The sequence below is a fragment of the Shewanella sp. 10B genome, assembly GCF_023475885.1.
GTDB lineage: Bacteria > Pseudomonadota > Gammaproteobacteria > Enterobacterales > Shewanellaceae > Shewanella > Shewanella mangrovisoli.
This window is the reverse complement of record NZ_JAMDJO010000001.1, coordinates 430,748-448,428: the sequence shown is the minus strand read 5'-3', so window position 1 is coordinate 448,428 and position 17,681 is coordinate 430,748. Positions and strand designations below refer to the sequence as shown.

The window sequence follows — 17,681 nt, the reverse complement described above, 5'->3', positions numbered from 1 at the left end:
GCCTTGTTATCCTTTCGCATTCTTAACGTCGGCGCCTCAAGCGATATCGTCGCTAAATAGCGGCATTAAATCGGCAACGCTTTGATGCCCCCGCTGAGTTAAGAAGTTAAGCAGTGCCATCGGGGAGCGGTTGAGCAGCTTATCCTTTGGATAATCAACCGCTTCAATAATACTTAAGGCACGGTCAAACCCGCCGAGACTAAAAGCCACATGGGAATCCGAGCCCATCACTAAAGTGGCCCCCAATTCTTTTGCCGCTTTGGCAATCGCGGTGCAGTTAGCTTCGCTGCCCTTGCGAGAGACTTCAAAGGAGGAGTTATTGATTTCAAGCGCCACCCCATATTCAGCGGCAGCGGTGACGACAGCTTCAATATCAATGGGATAAGCAGGGTTACCCGGATGGGTAATAATATCGACCTTGCCACTTTTAATGGCATTAATCATCGCCTCGGTATGGGTGGCCTTATCCGAGGGCGGAAATACTGGCTCATGTAACCCTGCCAACACGATATCGAGCTGAGACAGATAATCGCCAAAGTAATCGATTTCACCTTCGCGGTTTTTAATATTGGCCTCGATGCCGCGTAAAATCCCCACGCCATCGACTATACGCGGGAGCACGCGTAAATTCACAAAATGCCAAAAATGCGGTGCATCCGCCATCGCCGGGCCATGGTCAGTGGTGGCAAACAGACGGATCCCCTTTTGCTTCGCCACCGCTAAATAATCGTGGATAGTGCTATAGGCATGGGTAGATGCCACGGTATGGGTATGGGTATCGACTGGGTACTGCATGGGTCACCTCTGTCTTGTCACTATTGTGTTCAGTATGGTGTTAACCATTAGTCGGTTAACGTCCCTTAGGCTCAGCTAGTGGAAAAGCGAGAGCAATTCATCGGCACTGCCTTGCCACGCGCCTTTGCCCTTTCCTTCGAGAATACTATCCGCTAAACCTTGCTTATGCTGTTGCATTTCTTGGATTTTCTCTTCGACCGTGCCTTCGGCAATCAGCTTGTAGACGAACACTGGATTTTCTTGACCAATCCGGTGCGCCCTGTCCGTCGCTTGCTTTTCTGCCGCCGGATTCCACCAAGGATCGTAATGGATAACCGTATCCGCCGCAGTGAGATTAAGCCCAGTGCCGCCCGCCTTTAAGCTGATTAAAAATACCGGCGTATCGCCTTCTTGGAACTTATCAATTTGCCCCTGACGCAGCCGAGTTTGCCCCGTCAGTTTGCTGTAGTCGATGCCAAGGGATTGCAGCAATTCCTCAATTAACAGCAACATACTGGTAAATTGGCTGAAGATTAAAATCTTGCGACCTTCCTGCACCATTTCCGGCAGGTTTTGGCTCAGCCAGTTTAGCTTGGCATTATTCTTAACCTTTTGCGCCTGTTCGAGTTTGACTAATCGCGGATCGCAGCAGGCTTGGCGCAATTTGAGCAAGGCATCTAAAAACTCGATATGGCTGCCCGCCACACCTTGGCTTGCAAATAATTCTCGAATTTTTTTCTCCATACTCAAGCGAATACTTTCGTATAGATTACGCTGATCTTTCTCAAGCTCTAGGGTTTGGTAGATCTCGGTTTTAGGTGGCAGCTCAGTCACCACCTCGGCCTTGGTTCGCCGTAATACAAAAGGAGCAATACGTTGACTCAGCACCTTAGCCTGCTCGCCATCGCCATAACGCTCAATCCGATAGCGAAACGCCTTATTGAAATAGGCGGTTGTACCCAAGAGTCCCGGTAAACAAAAGTCCATCAATGACTTGAGTTCACCTAAATGATTCTCAAGGGGGGTGCCGGTAAGACAGAGTCTAAACGGCGCTTGCAACGCCTTAATTTGCTGACTCACTTTGGCTTGGGCGTTTTTAATCTGCTGCGCCTCATCGAGCACAATATGCTCAAACGGCTGAGCCTGGTAATAATCGTAATCCCGCACCATAAGGGGATAGGTTGTGACAACGACATCAAACTCGCTTAATCGCGATAACAAGGGCCCACGCTGGGCGCCATGGATCACCGCCAAGGTTAACGACGGCGCAAACTTGGCCGCCTCCTTAGCCCAGTTTCCCACTAAACTGGTTGGGCAAATAATCAGGCTCGGCAGTCTTGGCTGCCCAACGGATTTTGCCTCCTGCTGCTTTAACAGAAATGCCAAGGTTTGAATGGTTTTCCCAAGCCCCATATCGTCAGCTAAGATGCCTCCGAGTTGATATTCCTTTAAAAAACAAAGCCAATTTAAGCCCTGCTGCTGATAAGCCCGTAGCTGTGCATTCAGTCCTGTCGGCGCGCTGACCGCAACCACACCATTAAATTCGGCTAACTTTGTCGCGAGCTGACGCACCCTTTCACCATTGAGCAGGCTAATCTCGCTTTCGGCTAACTCATTGAGTAAATGCGCACGGTACTTAGGTAAGGCGATACTCTGGCCGCGATGCTGTTCAAACAACTCTTGAATAATGCTCATTAAAGGCTTGATAACACTGGCCTTAATTTTAAGCCATTCGCCAGAGGGGCTGGGTAGCAATAACTCGGCATCATCAGCCGGCTCGCCATGTTGTTTTAACCAAGTGGCCACCAGCGGCAACATAGGCAAGCGTTGACCATTGATATCGGCATGTAACGATAGGGAAAACCAGCCTTCTTGACTGTCATCCAGCTCAACCGTTAACGGCGTATCGACCACCTTAAGGCTAAACTCTGGGGCAAATCGCACCTCGATGCCTTGAGTTTGTAATCTTGGGACTTCTTCATCGATAAACGCTAGCCATTCCCGAATCGCATCGGGCAAGTGACCTAAGCTCCAGAGGGAAGCCGCATTGGTTGCCCCCTCCAAGCTAAAGCGACTAAAGCCAAGGGTTTGCAGCTTTGACACGGCTTGCAGCTCTTCTTCAAGCGCGCGGTTAATTTGATAGGTGGTGCCGCCCTGAGTCACTAGGGTTAATGCTTCTTTGGCGGCATTGCCACTTAAAACGAGATCCCCGTAGACAAATTCCAGCGCGAGATACGGCTGGGCGATGCGAGTATCCAGTGCAGACGGCTGCGTGCTGCCAAGTGGCATTGTGCCTGCGGGGATTGCCTTAAGCGTCAAACGAAGCTGTAACTTATCTCTTAGCTCGACAAAATCAATCGCACTTGGCGGCGGCACAGTGCGCGCCGAAAAATGCTTGATCAGTCGATGGCTCACCAATTCAACCTGAGTGCTCGGCACCGGCGGCATTTGGCTGAGTAGCCGAAGCTTATCGACACTAATATCGGTATTGATAAGACCGATGTGAAAATAATCCAGCTCGATATAGTAAGGCGGTTCAGTCGGCACCAGCTCCCAGTTATCCCGCTCGGGCAAGACTAGGCGCATTTGCTTGTGTTCGCTGTCAATATCCTGCCAAAGAAATTGCGGTGTAATGGCCTCACCCGCGGTTAATGCGAGGCGGCTCTCCTCCCAGAAACAGCGCTCAGTGGCGAGCATTTTCTCAATCGCCACCGCCCCCAACTGCGCCTTAAGATACAAACGCGATGCGCCGTGGCGTCTGGTCGACATGATAAGATTTAAGATCAGCACATCCTCGGCGCCAATCCAAGCGGGCATATAATATTGCACGTCCGAGAGCGCAATCTTAGTGCCCTTATTGTAACCGCCCTTTTTGCCAAGCTTGCCGCGTCTCAGCTCAATAAACACCCCGTTATCGTCCTTTGAGAGGATATACAGCACCCTGTCATCGTAGAGGGATTCGACATCATTCACATTGGGATCATCGGCTTCATCGAGTAGGTGTAACCACTGGGCGATACGTTGATCTTCAACGGTTTTATCCGTAAGCAGGCTATAGAGCACCGCGGCCATATGCTTGCAGTTGCCGCTAGCGGGGCAAGAACAGAAGCCATTCATCACGAGTTTATGATTGACACTGACTAGACGAATATCCTGACGATAGGGCGTAGTTTCCGTGCCTGTGACTGTGCCTTCGATATGGCGAAAATCGGCATTGGCTTTCGCGCTTAACACCCTCCCCTGCATCACATAATCACGGGCGCGCATCAGTGTCGGCGGCGTGAATAAGGACTCAATAGCCGTTTGAGTCAATTGGATTGGCTCTTGGGGGGACAAGCGATTCATCTGCAAAACCTTGAAACTCAAAAATACCTCGACGGACAATAACCCATGATTGTCTAAGGCATTTATCAACGTGTAAGGGAGAATTGTATTGAAACCGAATGGGGAAAGCCAGAATAGGACTCACATACGAGAGCCGGATAACATACCCGCAGGGCTCGCCTGCGGGTCGTTAGCTCACGCAAGCTTAGGCTTGGCTGCGCTTTTCGGCGATATAACGGTCAACTAATTTTTCTAGAATATCTAAGGGAACCGCACCATTTTTTAGCACCACATCGTGAAAATCCCGTAAATCGAATTTATCACCTAGGGCTTGTTTGGCTTTTTCCCGCAGTTCGAGAATTTTCATCATGCCCACCTTATAAGCTGTCGCTTGACCGGGCATAACGATATAACGCTCGATTTCTGCCGTCACGTCGCGGTCGGACATACCGGTATTTTGTTTCATATAGTCAATGGCTTGCTCGCGCGTCCAGCGACTATGGTGGATACCCGTATCGACAACCAGACGCACCGCCCTAAACAGCTCCGCCTGTAAGCGACCAATATTGTCGAAGGGATCTTGCTGAAAACCGAGTTCCCAAGCTAAACGCTCAGAATAGAGTGCCCAACCTTCGATATAGGCCGTAAAAGGCGCCATCTTGCGGATCAACGGTTGCCCTTCAAGCTCCATCGCCACCGCGATTTGGAAGTGATGCCCAGGGATCCCCTCATGGTAAGCCAAGGTACGCATGCCGTATTTAGGCGTCGCTTTGATGTCGAACAGGTTGGCGTAGAAACGCCCCGGACGACTACCATCAATCGCCGGCTGCTGGTAATAAGCGCCCGGTGCAGTTTTCTCTTTAAATTCAGGAATGCGCACCACTTCCATCCCCGCTTTAGGACGAATACGGAAGGCGTTATCTAAGCCCGCATTCACCTCGTCGAGGATTTTTTGGTAATCCACTAAGATCTGCGCTCGGCCCACATCTGAGTCTTCATAATAGAACTTAGGATCGGCGGCCAGCGCTTCGATTGCCACCGAGAATCCTTGGCTGGTGTCGTATCCCTGCGCGGCCAAAATCGTCATGATTTCGTCCTGAATACGGCTCACCTCGGCTAATCCCTTGGCATGGATTTCATCAGCACTGTAATTTGTGGTGGTAAAAAACTTCAGCAACTGCTCGTAGGCCACATCGCCATTCGGCAAGGCCCAGTAACCATCGTCCGTACCCGCTTTGGCCTGTAACGCCGTGAAGTAATCGATAAAGAGTCGATATGCCGGTTTAACGTCGGACTCGATATTGACTTTTGCCTCAGCAAGCAAACGCGCCTGCTCATCGGCACTGATTTGCGTGTCGGCAAGCTTAGTCTTAAAGGAGCTGTAGAGAATATTGTCTTCGACGGGCGCATTGATGAAGTCATTCATCTCGGTTAGCACCCGCTCAATCACAAACTTAGGCGGAATAATGCCCTTAGCTTCTCGAAGCTTTAATCCTTCTAAGGTTTGGCCAAATTTAGTCTTCACCGCAATTAAGCGTGATAGGTAGTTTTCGGCATCTTCAACCGAGTGCACTTGGTGCTGCGCCTGCATAAAGCTCGGATAACCATTTTGCACACCAAACAGCTGATTGACAGGATAATTGTGGTAACGATAGGGTTCAGATGCCAAGGCAAAATCCGCCAGATACAGTGCAATGTCCTTCGAAATGCGCTGATTATCATCCAGATCGGCATCTTGGTAGCTGAGTAAAGTATCCCTTAGGGCACGGACTTGGGTAAAGGTTTTATCCATGGCCGCAGGGCTATCATCGTCGAGCAAGGCATTGTGGCCTGTAATGCCAACGGATTCTAAAAATCCCAAGGAGGTTAAGGTCTCGGGGCTTTCGAATGCCATTTTGACCATGCTTCTATCTAAAAATGCGCGGAAGAAAAAAGGCTTTTTCGCAAACCATTCATGGGCGGCGAGCGCCCCGAGCAACAGCACTAAGGCCAGAGTGCCCAGTCCAATTCGTTTTAATACCGTTTTCAATATTCACGCTCCTTGCCATTGTCGGGACCATACGCCCAAGATAATTTGGCAGCGAGAATATCACCATCACAGTTAAGCAACAATTTTATAACGTAACGAATCATTGCAATTGGTGTTTGCCAGCATAGCGCCTCAGCCCGGCAAAAACTCTCAGAAGAATAAGCGGATAGCGAACGGTTAACCCAATGCGCGCGACCAGCACATCTAAAAGTTAGGATTGCGGCTACTTTTGCCAGTCGTGATGTCACTACCTAAGCAACCATACAGCTATCCATGCAATAGCTTGGCCTCGGCTTTTTCAAGCCTTCTGGGCTTACCCACAATCAGTAAAATATCACCCGCGCGAAATACCCAATCCTGCGCAGGATGTTCAACTTCGGCGCCACTGCGGCGGATGGCTCTTAACTCTACCCGAAGCAGCTCCCAATCAATATCCACCACTTGCTTACCCACGGCATCCGCACCGCGGTGTAACAGCACGGCATGGAGCGACTCTAAGGTAAAGTCAGTTTCGGTACCGGAGAAGAAACCGTGTAAAAATTGATAATGGTTGCGCCGCTCCGACTCCAGTCGCTTAAGGATCCGCGCCAACGGTACACCGCATTGATGCAGCACCTGCGAGACCAACATCAAACTGCCCTCTAAGGTTTCGGGGATCACCTGATTCGCCCCCGCCTTTTGCAGCATGTCTAACTCACTGTCGTCGCGGGTTCTGACGAGGATTTTGGCGTCGGGTGCCAACTGCTTACACAGGGGTAAGGCTTCTTCTAAACTGCGGATCTCGCAGAAGGTGATAACGATCATTTTGGCGTGTTTAATCCCTACCTGCTTAAGGATTGCCCGCTTACACACATCGCCAAAGTAAATCGGCTCCCCTGCCCGGCGCGCCTCAGACACCCGCGTAGGATCAAGATCGAGTACTAAATAGGGCACGGCTTCAGTCTTTAAAAATCGGGCTATGGTTTGACCAACACGGCCGTAACCTAAAATCACCACCAGATCATGATCTTCGGTAATTATCGGCACCACTTCATCCACATGCCCCGACTGGCGGATCCCTAACAGCCACTTGGCAATATCCACGCTATGGCGCACCAACCAAGGGGCAATGCTCATCGACAATACCGCGACCATCACCAGCATAGTGCTGAGCTGATTGCTCAATAACCCATAACTGACCGCCAGGGCTAATACCACAAAACTGAATTCACCGACCTGCGCCAGACTCAAAGCCGTGCTGATAGCAATCCGAAAAGGCTCGCCGACCAGTCGCAATAAACCATGGACAATCAGCGCCTTGCCAACCACAACAGCAAGCAAGATCAGTAAAATCTGCCACCAGAACTGCATCACCAGTGCGAAATCGAGCATCATGCCGATGGAGATAAAAAACAGCCCCATGAGTAAATCGCGAAACGGCCGAATATCCGCCTCTAGCTGGCGGCGGTACTGACTCTCACCGAGCAACATTCCCGCCATAAAGGCGCCTAGCGCCATCGACAAGCCTAACCACTGGGTAAAAGCCCCCGTAACTAAAGCCACCACCAGCGTCGAGAGTACAAAGAGTTCATTGGAGCGGGATCTTGCCACCTCATCAAACAGTCGAGGCAAAGCCCATTTGCCTAAGGCCATCAGTAAAAAGAAGGCAAGAATGCCCTTAAGTAGCGCTAAGGCAATCGCCGCTAACATCAAGGGCTCATCATTCTGCCCGAGTAATGGCAGCAAAATAAGCAGAGGAACGACGGCTAAATCTTGAAATAACAACACACTGACCGACAGCTCGCCATGGCGACGCCTAAGCCAGCCCTGCTCGTTGAGCAGTTTGAGCACAATTGCGGTGGAGGAAAGGGCTATCGCCGCGCCTATGACTAAAGATTCTATGCCATTCAAGCCACAGGCTAAGGCAACCAACATAGTGAGTACTGTGGTGACAATCACCTGCGCGCTACCTAATCCAAATACGGTTCTGCGCATGGCCCACAATCTTGGCACCGAAAACTCGAGTCCCAGCGTAAACATCAAGAGCACAACCCCAAGTTCAGCGACGGACTGCATTTGCTGCTGGGTAAACCAATGGAACCCACTGGGCCCACTCACCACACCCGTTAATAAATACGCCAAAATCGCCGGCAAGCCGATACGCCGCAGCAAGGCAATCGCAACGATGGCGATCAGCAACATAAGGAGAACTTGGATCAAGAAACCATGCTCCATAGGCTCGATAACTCCTGTCAAATAACTGGCGTGTCAAAAATATGGGAGTGCGCTTTAAGCTTAACTGAGTGACATACAAAGACAAATTTTATTAGTAAACAACACGGCACATATATTGCTTAATATGGACAATAGTTCCAATTGCCATTTCATTTGCTGGGGTAAACATAATGGACTTTGGCTTAGCGACAACCTTATATCCTGATGAATATAACTATCAAACAGAGGCATACAGTCCTGTATCCACGCCTCTGGATTTGGTGCAAGTTATTCAGCAACTGCACGCTAGCTTAGATCCGCGGACAGTCTTTGCCTGCTACGGCAAAGTGCTAGGACAACATCTGCCCGTCCAAGGTGTTCGCCTGCAAGCCGAGCAACAAAAATTAAGCTGGGGCAAACGTTATGGGATCAGTCTGAAACGACAGATCATCTGTGGCGACACCCCACTTACACTGCAGTATCAACTGCTGACACCGCTCACACCTTCGCAAACCATTATCCTGCAAGAGATTGAGCCCTTGCTGCTGCAGCCATTATTAAATGCCATGCAGTATCAAGAGATGTCGATGCAGGCGATGTTCGATTCCCTCACCGGCCTTGGCAATCGTCATTATTACACTCAAAGTTTGAAAAATGCGGTGGCCAGAGCCCACAGAAAACAGGGTGCGGTATCACTAATCGTATTGGATTTGGATAATTTTAAGCAGCTTAACGATAGGTATGGTCACAAATGTGGTGATTATATTTTGAAGGAGTTTGGAGACATTATCCGTAGCAGTATCCGTAGTACCGATCAGGCCTTCCGTATTGGAGGCGACGAGTTTGTGGTGATAGTGCAAGGCAATATTCATGCTGCGGGCTTACTGTGCGAACGTATCGTCACAGCGACCAATGCCCATGCGAGTTTCCATCAATTTGGCGTAAGCAGTAGCCTAGGTGCGGCTGAGGCGAGCGATACTATGGAAGCCGAACAACTCTATGAGCAAGCGGATAAAACCTTGTATCAAGCCAAAGCCTCGGGCCGTAATTGCTACAAGTTAAGCCCTACCCAACTATCTTAATCGAGCATGGATGCTGCTCACTTGCGATAAAGCATGGCAAATACACTCTGCTATCCGATTGCTTGCCCATCAAACTTAAGCCCAACATCATCCCCTTGGGCACAAAATGCCTTTTCGACCCAGAGTCCCAGCGCCATCACTAAACGCTCGTTATAGAACAAGAACCCTACATCAGCACGTAACCATGGCGGCACAGCGCATTCTTGCCAGAGTTTTTTAAGCTCGCGTCCCTTATCTCGAAAATGCGGCTGACAGCGAAATTGTCCCGGCAACTGATAACGCAGGCTCACCACCTCACCTGCCTTGGGTAAACGCAGCCGAGGACCCGTGGTAGCTAAGGTAAATGGCGCAATTTTATCTTCAAGCCTTGTTGATGCTTGAGTGAGTAAAGCCAGAATATCTTGATGCAGTTCGCGCGTAGTGATGCGTGGCGCGCCAGATGCGGTGTTTACATTATCCAGATAAAGCATGCCTGCAAAGCGGCGCAGCACACAGTCACCAATCTGGAGCTGCACTTTGGCATCCTCTTTGGCACCCATTAACTGCTGCAGAATTTGCTGTAACTGTACATAGGAAGGCAATCCAAAGCCTTGGGATTCGATAAAGCCCCGCAGCAGTAATCCTTGCCATTCACTGGTTTGTGCAGCCAGTTCATCGAGCTTAAGCACGGTTTGCAGGGTAAAGGGTGCCTCGGTTAACAGCTTAGGTAAACGCTCACTCACCTCGGCATCCACTATGGCCTGCTGCTCGGCGCAAAGCTGAGCGCTGCGACTTGCGGTGGTGGCGATACTGGGCCAACGTGCTTTTAGGCGTGGGATAATCTCGAGGCGTAAAAAGTTACGATCGTATTTATCGTCTTGATTACTTTCATCTTCGATATGCACTAGCTGCCGGGTTTGGGCGAAAGCTTCAATCTGCTCACGGCTAATATCGAGCAAGGGACGCACTTGCAGGCAAGCTCCCTTCTCGCCGAGTGGGAGCATTTGGATTGGCCCCATGGCGGCTAATCCTTTGGGGCCCTGACCGCGTTTGAGGGCGAGTAGAATCGTCTCGAGTTGGTCGTCTTCATGGTGGGCGGTCAGCAGTACATCCTGAGGCTTAAGGTGCTGCAATATCGCCTGATAACGCATTTTTCGCGCCTCGGCCTCAACACTCACTCTCGGCCCTAGGGTGAGTTGTACTCGTTCCACCGTGATTGGTAAACCATAGTTGGCGGCGCGAGTTTGGCAGTGCTCGGCCCAAGCATCGGCATTAGGGCTCAAGCCATGGTGCACATAAATCAATTGATAATGTAACTCGGGGTGATGTTTGGCAAATTCACTCAAGCCGTAGGCGAGCACTTCGGAATCGACGCCACCGCTGTAAGCGAGGACTAACTTGCTCCCCGCTTGCAGTGGTAAGCTCGCTAAAAATCGCGCTATATGGGCACAAAGTTCCACCGCCGCCATTGCACTCACCCTATAAAATCCATCACTCGCTGATGCTCAATAATCCCCCAACCCCAAAGTCTCTTTCAGGTTATCGATTAGGGGAACAGGATCCGCACCTTATTAGGCCCAAGCAGGCTCTCAAGGGCAAACACCAATTCATCACTGGGGTTGACTCGCCAATTTTCCGCCAACCTAAATTGGCCTTTGGCCTGGGCTTGACTGTAGTTAATCACCACGGGCACGGCACCATTGCGCCATGGGCTTATTGACTGCTCGATGCTTTCTAGCACGCTTGGCGTTAACTGCGAGGCGTCTAAATCGATTTCTAAGGCGCTGGCAAAGTGGCTGCGCGCCTCGCTGATATCGATAATATTACGCGCCGTCATGCGGTTGCCACCGGCAAAATCATCGAAGCTGACTTCACCTTCGCAGATCAGGATCCTGTCCTTCTCGAGCAGATGGTTAAACTTCTCAAAGGCTTCGGTAAAGAGCATCACCTCGAGGCGTGCACTCTTGTCATCTAGCGTCAGCAGACCCATTTTTGAGCCACGCTTAGTGAGCATCACTCGGGTTGCCACCACAAGGCCTGCCGCCTTCACCGTTTTGCCGCGATCGGTTGGATGCACGTCCTTTAAGCGTCCAGAGGTGTAATGCTTAAGCTCTTTCAGATATTGATTAATCGGGTGACCGGTTAAATACAGGCCTAAGGTCTCGCGCTCCCCTTCGAGCCAAATTTTATCGGGCCACGGAGTGCATTCGACAAACTGCTGCTTGCTGTCTTCAGGGTCGCTATTAAGCAGACCAAACATATCATGCTGGCCGATGGCCTCGGCCTTCGCATGCTGATCGGCGGCGCTTATGGCCTCGGGCAAGGTGGCCATCATAGAGGCGCGGTGCGGCCCAAGCGCATCTAAGGCGCCGGCGCAGATAAGCTTTTCAATCACCCGCTTGTTGAGCTTTTTAAGATCGATACGGGCGCAAAAGTCGAATAAATCTTTAAAGGGGCCGTCCTTACGCGCCTCAAGAATCGACTCAACCGGCCCCTCACCCACACCTTTGATGGCGCCGATGCCATAAACGATGCGTAGGTCATCATCGACGGTAAACTTAAACAGACCTTTGTTCACATCCGGCGGAATAATGGTCAGTCCCATGCGCTCACATTCATCCACTAGGGTGACGATTTTGTCTGTGTTGTCCATATCGGCGGACATTACTGCGGCCATAAACTGCGAGGGAAAGTGAGTCTTGAGCCACAGCGTTTGATAGGACACAAGCGCGTACGCGGCGGAGTGGGATTTGTTAAAGCCGTAGCCCGCAAACTTTTCCACTAAGTCGAAGATTTTCATCGCCAACTCGCCGTCGACGCCGTTCTTAATCGCCCCTTCTTTAAAGGTACCGCGCTGTTTGGCCATCTCCTCAGGCTTTTTCTTACCCATAGCGCGGCGCAGCATGTCAGCGCCGCCTAAGGTATAACCCGATAGCACCTGCGCAATCTGCATCACCTGCTCTTGGTACAAAATAATACCGTAGGTGGGCGACAACAGCTCCTTTAAGGATTCATGCTGGTATTGAGAATCGGGATAAGAGACCTCTTCACGGCCATGCTTACGCTCGATAAAGTTATCCACCATGCCCGATTGCAGAGGCCCCGGGCGGAACAGTGCCACGAGTGCAATCATATCTTCGAAGCAGTCGGGTTGCAGACGCTTAATCAAATCCTTCATACCACGGGATTCGAGCTGGAATACCGCAGTGGTTTCATAGCGTTGCAGCAAGCGGAACGAAGCTGGATCGTCTAGGGGAATCGCCTCAATCCGCACTGGTGGACGGCCGTTTTTAACCTCCACCTTGTTGATCATCTCCAGCGCCCAGTCGACGATGGTGAGGGTTCTTAATCCCAAGAAGTCGAATTTGACTAAGCCAGCGGTTTCCACGTCGTTCTTATCGAACTGGGTTACCGGGTTTTTCCCTTCCGCATCGCAGTAAAGCGGCGAGAAGTCGGTGATCTTGGTGGGCGCTATCACCACGCCCCCCGCGTGCTTACCCGCATTACGGGTCACACCCTCGAGTTTGCGGCACATGTCGATAAGATCTTTCACATCCTCATCGGCATCGTAGGACTCCTGCAGCGCAGGCTCCACCTCAAAGGCCTTGGCGAGTGTCATGCCAGGCTCTGGCGGAATCAGCTTCGAAATACGGTCCACAAAGCCATAGGGATGGCCGAGCACACGACCCACGTCGCGGATAACCGCCTTGGCCGCCATGGTACCGAAGGTAATGATCTGCGATACCGCCTCACGGCCGTAGAGTTCGGCCACGTGGTCAATTACCTCATCGCGTCTATCCATACAGAAGTCGACGTCGAAGTCGGGCATAGATACCCGCTCTGGGTTGAGGAATCGTTCGAACAGCAGGTCGAATTCGAGGGGGTCTAAGTCGGTAATTTTAAGGGCATAGGCCACAAGCGAGCCCGCGCCCGAGCCACGGCCTGGCCCCACGGGAATGCCGTTATCCTTACCCCACTGGATAAACTCCATCACGATAAGGAAGTAACCGGGGAAGCCCATCTGGTTGATAACCTTAAGCTCAACATCGAGACGCTCGTCATATTCACCGCGGCGCTCGGCGCGCACTTGTGGATCGGGGAATAAGAACTCTAAACGCTCTTCGAGGCCCTTCTTAGAGCAATCAACCAGATAATCCTCAATCGACATATCGCCGGTGGGGAAGTTCGGTAAGAAGTATTCGTATAAGCGGATGGTAACGTTACAGCGCTTGGCAATTTCAACGGTATTTTCGAGCGCCGCTGGAATGTCGGCAAACAGCTCGCACATTTCCTCTTCGCTGCGAAGGTACTGCTGCTCGCTGTATTTTTTAGGACGGCGGGGATCGGCAAGCGTAAAACCGTCGTGAATCGCCACACGGATCTCATGGGATTCAAAGTCTTCAGGTTTTAAAAACACCACCTGATTGGTGGCCACCACTGGGATGCCCTTTTCCTGCGCCAGTCCCACCGCCATATGCAGGTAACGCTCCTCATCGGTGCGCCCCGTACGCAATAACTCGAGGTAATAACGCCCTTCAAAATGCTGCTGATAAAACTCGCATAAGGACTCAACTTGGGTATTGTTGCCCTTAAGCAGCGCCTTACCCACGTCCCCTTCTCGACCGCCAGACAGCAGCAGAATGCCTTCGTTGTAGGTCACAAGCCACTCTTGGTCTATCACCACGCGCCCTTGAACATGGCCACGTAAATAGGCTTGGCTGATGATTTGAGTGAGGTTTTGATAGCCATCATTATTCATCGCAATGATGGTTAAGGCACAAAACTCACCATCAAACCCCGGCACTTGCATCCAAAAGTCCGCGCCGATAATCGGCTTGATCCCCGCCCCGTGGCAACCACCATAAAACTTGACCAGACCACAGAGGTTGTTTTGATCCGTTAAAGCCACCGCGGCCATGCCCTTCGCCTCAACTTGGGCGAGGATGGGTTTGACCTTAGCCACACCATCGGACATAGAGAAGTCACTGTGGACACGAAGATGCACAAAACGAGGATCGGACATAATTAGAATTATCTTTGAATAGCAGGTTAACAATCACTAAAAAAGCAGACTAACAAAGTCACAGCCCTTGGGCTAGTGACTTTGCTCTCAAGCTGAAGTGAAAACACTCAATCGGTGTTAACGCTCCAGTAATGCCTTGACGGGTTTGAAACTTTTACGATATTGGTCGAACACGCCGTGCTCGGCGATGGCGTCAAAATGCGCCTTAGTCGGATACCCCTTATGCTTAGCAAATCCATACTGGGGATAGGCCGCATCTAGGGCATCCATTTCCCGATCGCGGGTCACTTTGGCAATAATCGACGCCGCACTGATACTCGCAATCAGGCCATCACCTTTGACTATGCTATGACTGGTCAGAGACAGCCCCTGGTGCGTAAACGCTGGGCTGCGATTACCATCGACTAAAACTAACTCGGGCGCACGAGCAAGCCCTGCTACCGCGCGCTGCATCGCCAGCATTGTGGCATGGAGGATATTCAGCTCATCGATTTCCAAAGGACTGGCCCGCCCCACATGATAGCTTAAGGCTTTTTCACAAATCTCATCGAACAAGGCCTCGCGGCGCTTCTCGGTGAGTTTTTTAGAGTCATTTAAGCCTGCAATGGGTCGATTGGGATCGAGGATCACCGCAGCGGTGACCACATCGCCAACAAGCGGGCCACGGCCAACCTCATCCACACCCGCCACTAAACCTGTTGAGAAGGTGGCGATATCGGCGTCGGTCAACGTCTTAAATACCGCCATTAGTTCACATCCTTAGCATCGACAAGTGCAAGCACCGCCTCTGCCGCTTTTTGACTGGCATCACAGCGCAACATTTGGTGTAAACGCTCAAACTCGGCTTTGATTGGCGTAAAGTCACGATTCAGCTCAACGCCAACCGCTTCGGCAATCTTTTCTGGGGTGCAATCGTGCTGGATAAGCTCTGGCACCACATCTCGCCCCGCTAACAGATTCGGCAGCGAGAAACGGTTCACTTGCATCATGGTTTTCGCGATCTGATAGGTCAGCGGACTCACGCGATACGCCACCACCATAGGGCGTTTGATCAGCATGGCCTCAAGCGTTGCCGTGCCCGATGCCAGTAAAATGCCATCGGCGGCGGCCATCACTTCGCGGGATTTGCCTTCCACCATGTGGATTTCCAGATCCGGCGCATGCGCTTTTAATGCTTGCTCAAACTGCTCACGGCGCTTTTGATTCACTAAGGGCGTCACAAAGCGAATATCGGGAAATTGCTGCTTGATAAGTAGCGCAGCCTTCACAAAAGGCTCGGCCAATTGCTTTAATTCGCCACCGCGTGAGCCGGGTAAAATCGCGAGGTATTCGGCCTCAGGATCGAGTTCGAGCAACTGACGAGCGCTCGCCTTATCACTCTCTAACGGAATATCGTCAGCCAAGGTATGGCCAACAAAGGTACAAGGTACCTGATGCTTATCGTAAAAGGCTTTCTCAAAGGGCAATAATGACAGCACCATATTGGTGGCCTTAGCGATTTTAAAAATACGCTTAGGGCGCCATGCCCATACCGAAGGGCTCACGTAGTGAACTGTTTTAATTCCCTGCGCCTTTAACTTAAGCTCAAGACCAATATTAAAATCCGGTGCATCGATACCGATAAAACAATCGGGCTTAAGTTCGGTGATGGACTTAATCAGGGATGAGCGCACATGGAGTAAGCGTGGCAGACGTGATAGCACTTCGACTATCCCCATCACGGCTAATTCTTCCATCGCGAACAGGGATTCGAAGCCTAAGGCTTCCATACGAGGTCCACCAATACCGACAAAACGGGCGTTGGGGTGTGTTTTTTGCAGTGCAGCCATTAAACCTGCACCTAAAATATCGCCGGAGAGTTCTCCGGCGACCATTGCAAACACTAATTGAGATTTTTTGCTCATAAACCAATCATATCTGACAAGTGAATGGCACCGCAGCGTATCTCTGCCATGGCATTGTCTAAAGCAGAATAGTACGAGCAGTGCCTATGAATGGCATAGTGTAGAGTCTAAGACTCTTAACGAATAATGCCGCGACCCGATGATTTAACAAACTCAATGAACGACTTAACTTGCTCATCGTTCTGCGCATCTTCGGCAAGCGCTTCAATCGCTTCATCAACAGTTAAACTGCTGCGATATAAGGTTTTATAGGCACGGCGCACCGCTAATTGGCTCTCCTTAGAGAAACCACGGCGTTTCATACCTTCGCTGTTTAAGCCACGAGGAATCGCAGGTTGTCCCGCCGCCATCACAAAGGGGGGCACATCCTGTAGCAATAACGAACAACCCGCAGTAAAGGCGTGGGCACCGATATGCACAAACTGGTGAACCCCAGTCATACCACCGAGAATCGCCCAGTCACCCACATGCACATGGCCTGCGATAGAGGCATTGTTAGCCATAATCACGTTATTACCGACCACACAGTCATGGGCGATATGCACGTAGTTCATAAACAAGTTATTAGAGCCGATACGGGTTTCGCTATTGTCTTGAACCGTACCACGGTGAATGGTCACATGCTCACGGATAACGTTGTTATCGCCAATAATGAGTCGAGTTGGCTCGCCAGCGTATTTCTTGTCTTGGCATTCTTCACCCACGGAGGCGAATTGGAAAATACGGTTGCCTTTACCGATAATGGTTGGGCCCTTCACCACTACGTGGGAGCTTAACCAACAATCGTCGCCAATCTCGACACCCGCCCCCACATAACTCCATGGGCCTATGGTGACGTTTTTACCAATTTTTGCATCGGGATGCACAAACGCTAATGTATCTATCACTGATTAATCTCTCTGCGGGCACACATGATTTCAGCGGAACAAACCACTTCACCATCCACTTTGGCCTCACCATAGAAAACGCCAATCCCGCGGCGCTCTTTAATCATTTTGACTTCAAAATGGATTTGATCGCCAGGCTCAACCACACGTCTAAAACGCGCGTTATCGATACCAGCAAAATAGTACAACACACCAGGAGGCGGTACATCGTCACTCATGGTCTTAAACGCGAGTAGACCCGTGGCCTGTGCCATGGCTTCTAAAATCAGCACGCCAGGCATCACAGGCTGAACAGGGAAATGTCCCTGGAAAAAGGGTTCATTAATCGTCACGTTTTTAATCGCATGGAGACTCTCACCTGGGGTGTAATCCAAAACGCGATCGATTAATAAAAATGGATATCTATGGGGTAGATACTTAAGGATCTCCGTAATATCCATAGTGTTCATTTGATTAGACACGAACCTAGTTCCTCAAAATTGCCTT

Annotated in this window: 11 protein-coding genes; 1 reads left to right on the top strand and 10 read right to left on the bottom strand. The window is 50.7% G+C overall.

Going from position 1 to position 17,681, the window contains the following annotated elements; translation table 11 throughout:
- Window positions 1–36 precede the first annotated feature (36 nt).
- The 4 genes from M0415_RS01825 to M0415_RS01810 form a co-directional block, all read right to left on the bottom strand.
- The gene (locus tag M0415_RS01825; RefSeq protein WP_249555877.1) at window positions 37–795 is read right to left on the bottom strand and encodes a phosphatase; all 759 of its coding nucleotides are present in this window, start codon (window positions 793–795) and stop codon (window positions 37–39) included.
- 75 nt (window positions 796–870) lie between these two features.
- Window positions 871–4,119: a DEAD/DEAH box helicase gene (locus M0415_RS01820; protein ID WP_249555878.1), complete on the bottom strand. Its 3,249-nt coding sequence runs from the start codon at window positions 4,117–4,119 to the stop codon at window positions 871–873.
- A gap of 184 nt (window positions 4,120–4,303) precedes the next feature.
- Window positions 4,304–6,127: a DUF885 domain-containing protein gene (locus M0415_RS01815; protein ID WP_249555879.1), complete on the bottom strand. Its 1,824-nt coding sequence runs from the start codon at window positions 6,125–6,127 to the stop codon at window positions 4,304–4,306.
- 267 nt (window positions 6,128–6,394) lie between these two features.
- Window positions 6,395–8,341: a monovalent cation:proton antiporter family protein gene (locus M0415_RS01810; protein ID WP_249555880.1), complete on the bottom strand. Its 1,947-nt coding sequence runs from the start codon at window positions 8,339–8,341 to the stop codon at window positions 6,395–6,397.
- Between the two features lie 170 nt (window positions 8,342–8,511).
- Here M0415_RS01810 and dgcS point away from each other — a divergent pair, with 170 nt between their 5' ends.
- The gene (dgcS, locus tag M0415_RS01805; RefSeq protein WP_249555881.1) at window positions 8,512–9,402 is read left to right on the top strand and encodes a diguanylate cyclase DgcS; all 891 of its coding nucleotides are present in this window, start codon (window positions 8,512–8,514) and stop codon (window positions 9,400–9,402) included.
- A 50-nt stretch (window positions 9,403–9,452) separates the two neighbouring features.
- Here the strand turns inward: dgcS and tilS are convergent, their stop codons facing one another.
- The 6 genes from tilS to fabZ all read right to left on the bottom strand — a co-directional run bounded on the left by tilS (window position 9,453) and on the right by fabZ (window position 17,656).
- A complete protein-coding gene (gene tilS / locus M0415_RS01800) occupies window positions 9,453–10,850 on the bottom strand; it encodes a tRNA lysidine(34) synthetase TilS (RefSeq protein ID WP_249555882.1) in 1,398 nt (465 codons plus the stop codon).
- A gap of 77 nt (window positions 10,851–10,927) precedes the next feature.
- Entirely contained in the window at window positions 10,928–14,404 is a 3,477-nt protein-coding gene (dnaE, locus tag M0415_RS01795; RefSeq protein WP_011717679.1) for a DNA polymerase III subunit alpha, read from the bottom strand.
- A 117-nt stretch (window positions 14,405–14,521) separates the two neighbouring features.
- A complete protein-coding gene (gene rnhB, locus M0415_RS01790) occupies window positions 14,522–15,151 on the bottom strand; it encodes a ribonuclease HII (protein ID WP_249555883.1) in 630 nt (209 codons plus the stop codon).
- Complete coding sequence (lpxB, locus tag M0415_RS01785) at window positions 15,151–16,308, bottom strand: lipid-A-disaccharide synthase (protein ID WP_011717681.1); 1,158 nt, start codon at window positions 16,306–16,308, stop codon at window positions 15,151–15,153. The genes rnhB and lpxB overlap by 1 nt, the downstream gene beginning before the upstream one ends.
- A 116-nt stretch (window positions 16,309–16,424) precedes the next feature.
- A complete protein-coding gene (gene lpxA / locus M0415_RS01780) occupies window positions 16,425–17,195 on the bottom strand; it encodes an acyl-ACP--UDP-N-acetylglucosamine O-acyltransferase (protein ID WP_011717682.1) in 771 nt (256 codons plus the stop codon).
- A complete protein-coding gene (fabZ, locus tag M0415_RS01775; RefSeq protein ID WP_041412686.1) occupies window positions 17,192–17,656 on the bottom strand; it encodes a 3-hydroxyacyl-ACP dehydratase FabZ in 465 nt (154 codons plus the stop codon). The genes lpxA and fabZ overlap by 4 nt, the downstream gene beginning before the upstream one ends.
- Window positions 17,657–17,681 lie beyond the last annotated feature (25 nt).

Bases quoted from the DNA above. Each gene is read 5' to 3' on its own strand.
- M0415_RS01825 (WP_249555877.1), bottom strand. From the start codon at position 795: ATGCAGTACCCAGTCGATACCCATACCCATACCGTGGCATCTACCCAT.
- M0415_RS01820 (WP_249555878.1), bottom strand. From the start codon at position 4,119: ATGAATCGCTTGTCCCCCCAAGAGCCAATCCAATTGACTCAAACGGCT.
- M0415_RS01810 (WP_249555880.1), bottom strand. From the start codon at position 8,341: ATGGAGCATGGTTTCTTGATCCAAGTTCTCCTTATGTTGCTGATCGCC.
- dgcS (WP_249555881.1), top strand. From the start codon at position 8,512: ATGGACTTTGGCTTAGCGACAACCTTATATCCTGATGAATATAACTAT.
- tilS (WP_249555882.1), bottom strand. From the start codon at position 10,850: ATGGCGGCGGTGGAACTTTGTGCCCATATAGCGCGATTTTTAGCGAGC.
- dnaE (WP_011717679.1), bottom strand. From the start codon at position 14,404: ATGTCCGATCCTCGTTTTGTGCATCTTCGTGTCCACAGTGACTTCTCT.
- rnhB (WP_249555883.1), bottom strand. From the start codon at position 15,151: ATGGCGGTATTTAAGACGTTGACCGACGCCGATATCGCCACCTTCTCA.
- lpxB (WP_011717681.1), bottom strand. From the start codon at position 16,308: ATGAGCAAAAAATCTCAATTAGTGTTTGCAATGGTCGCCGGAGAACTC.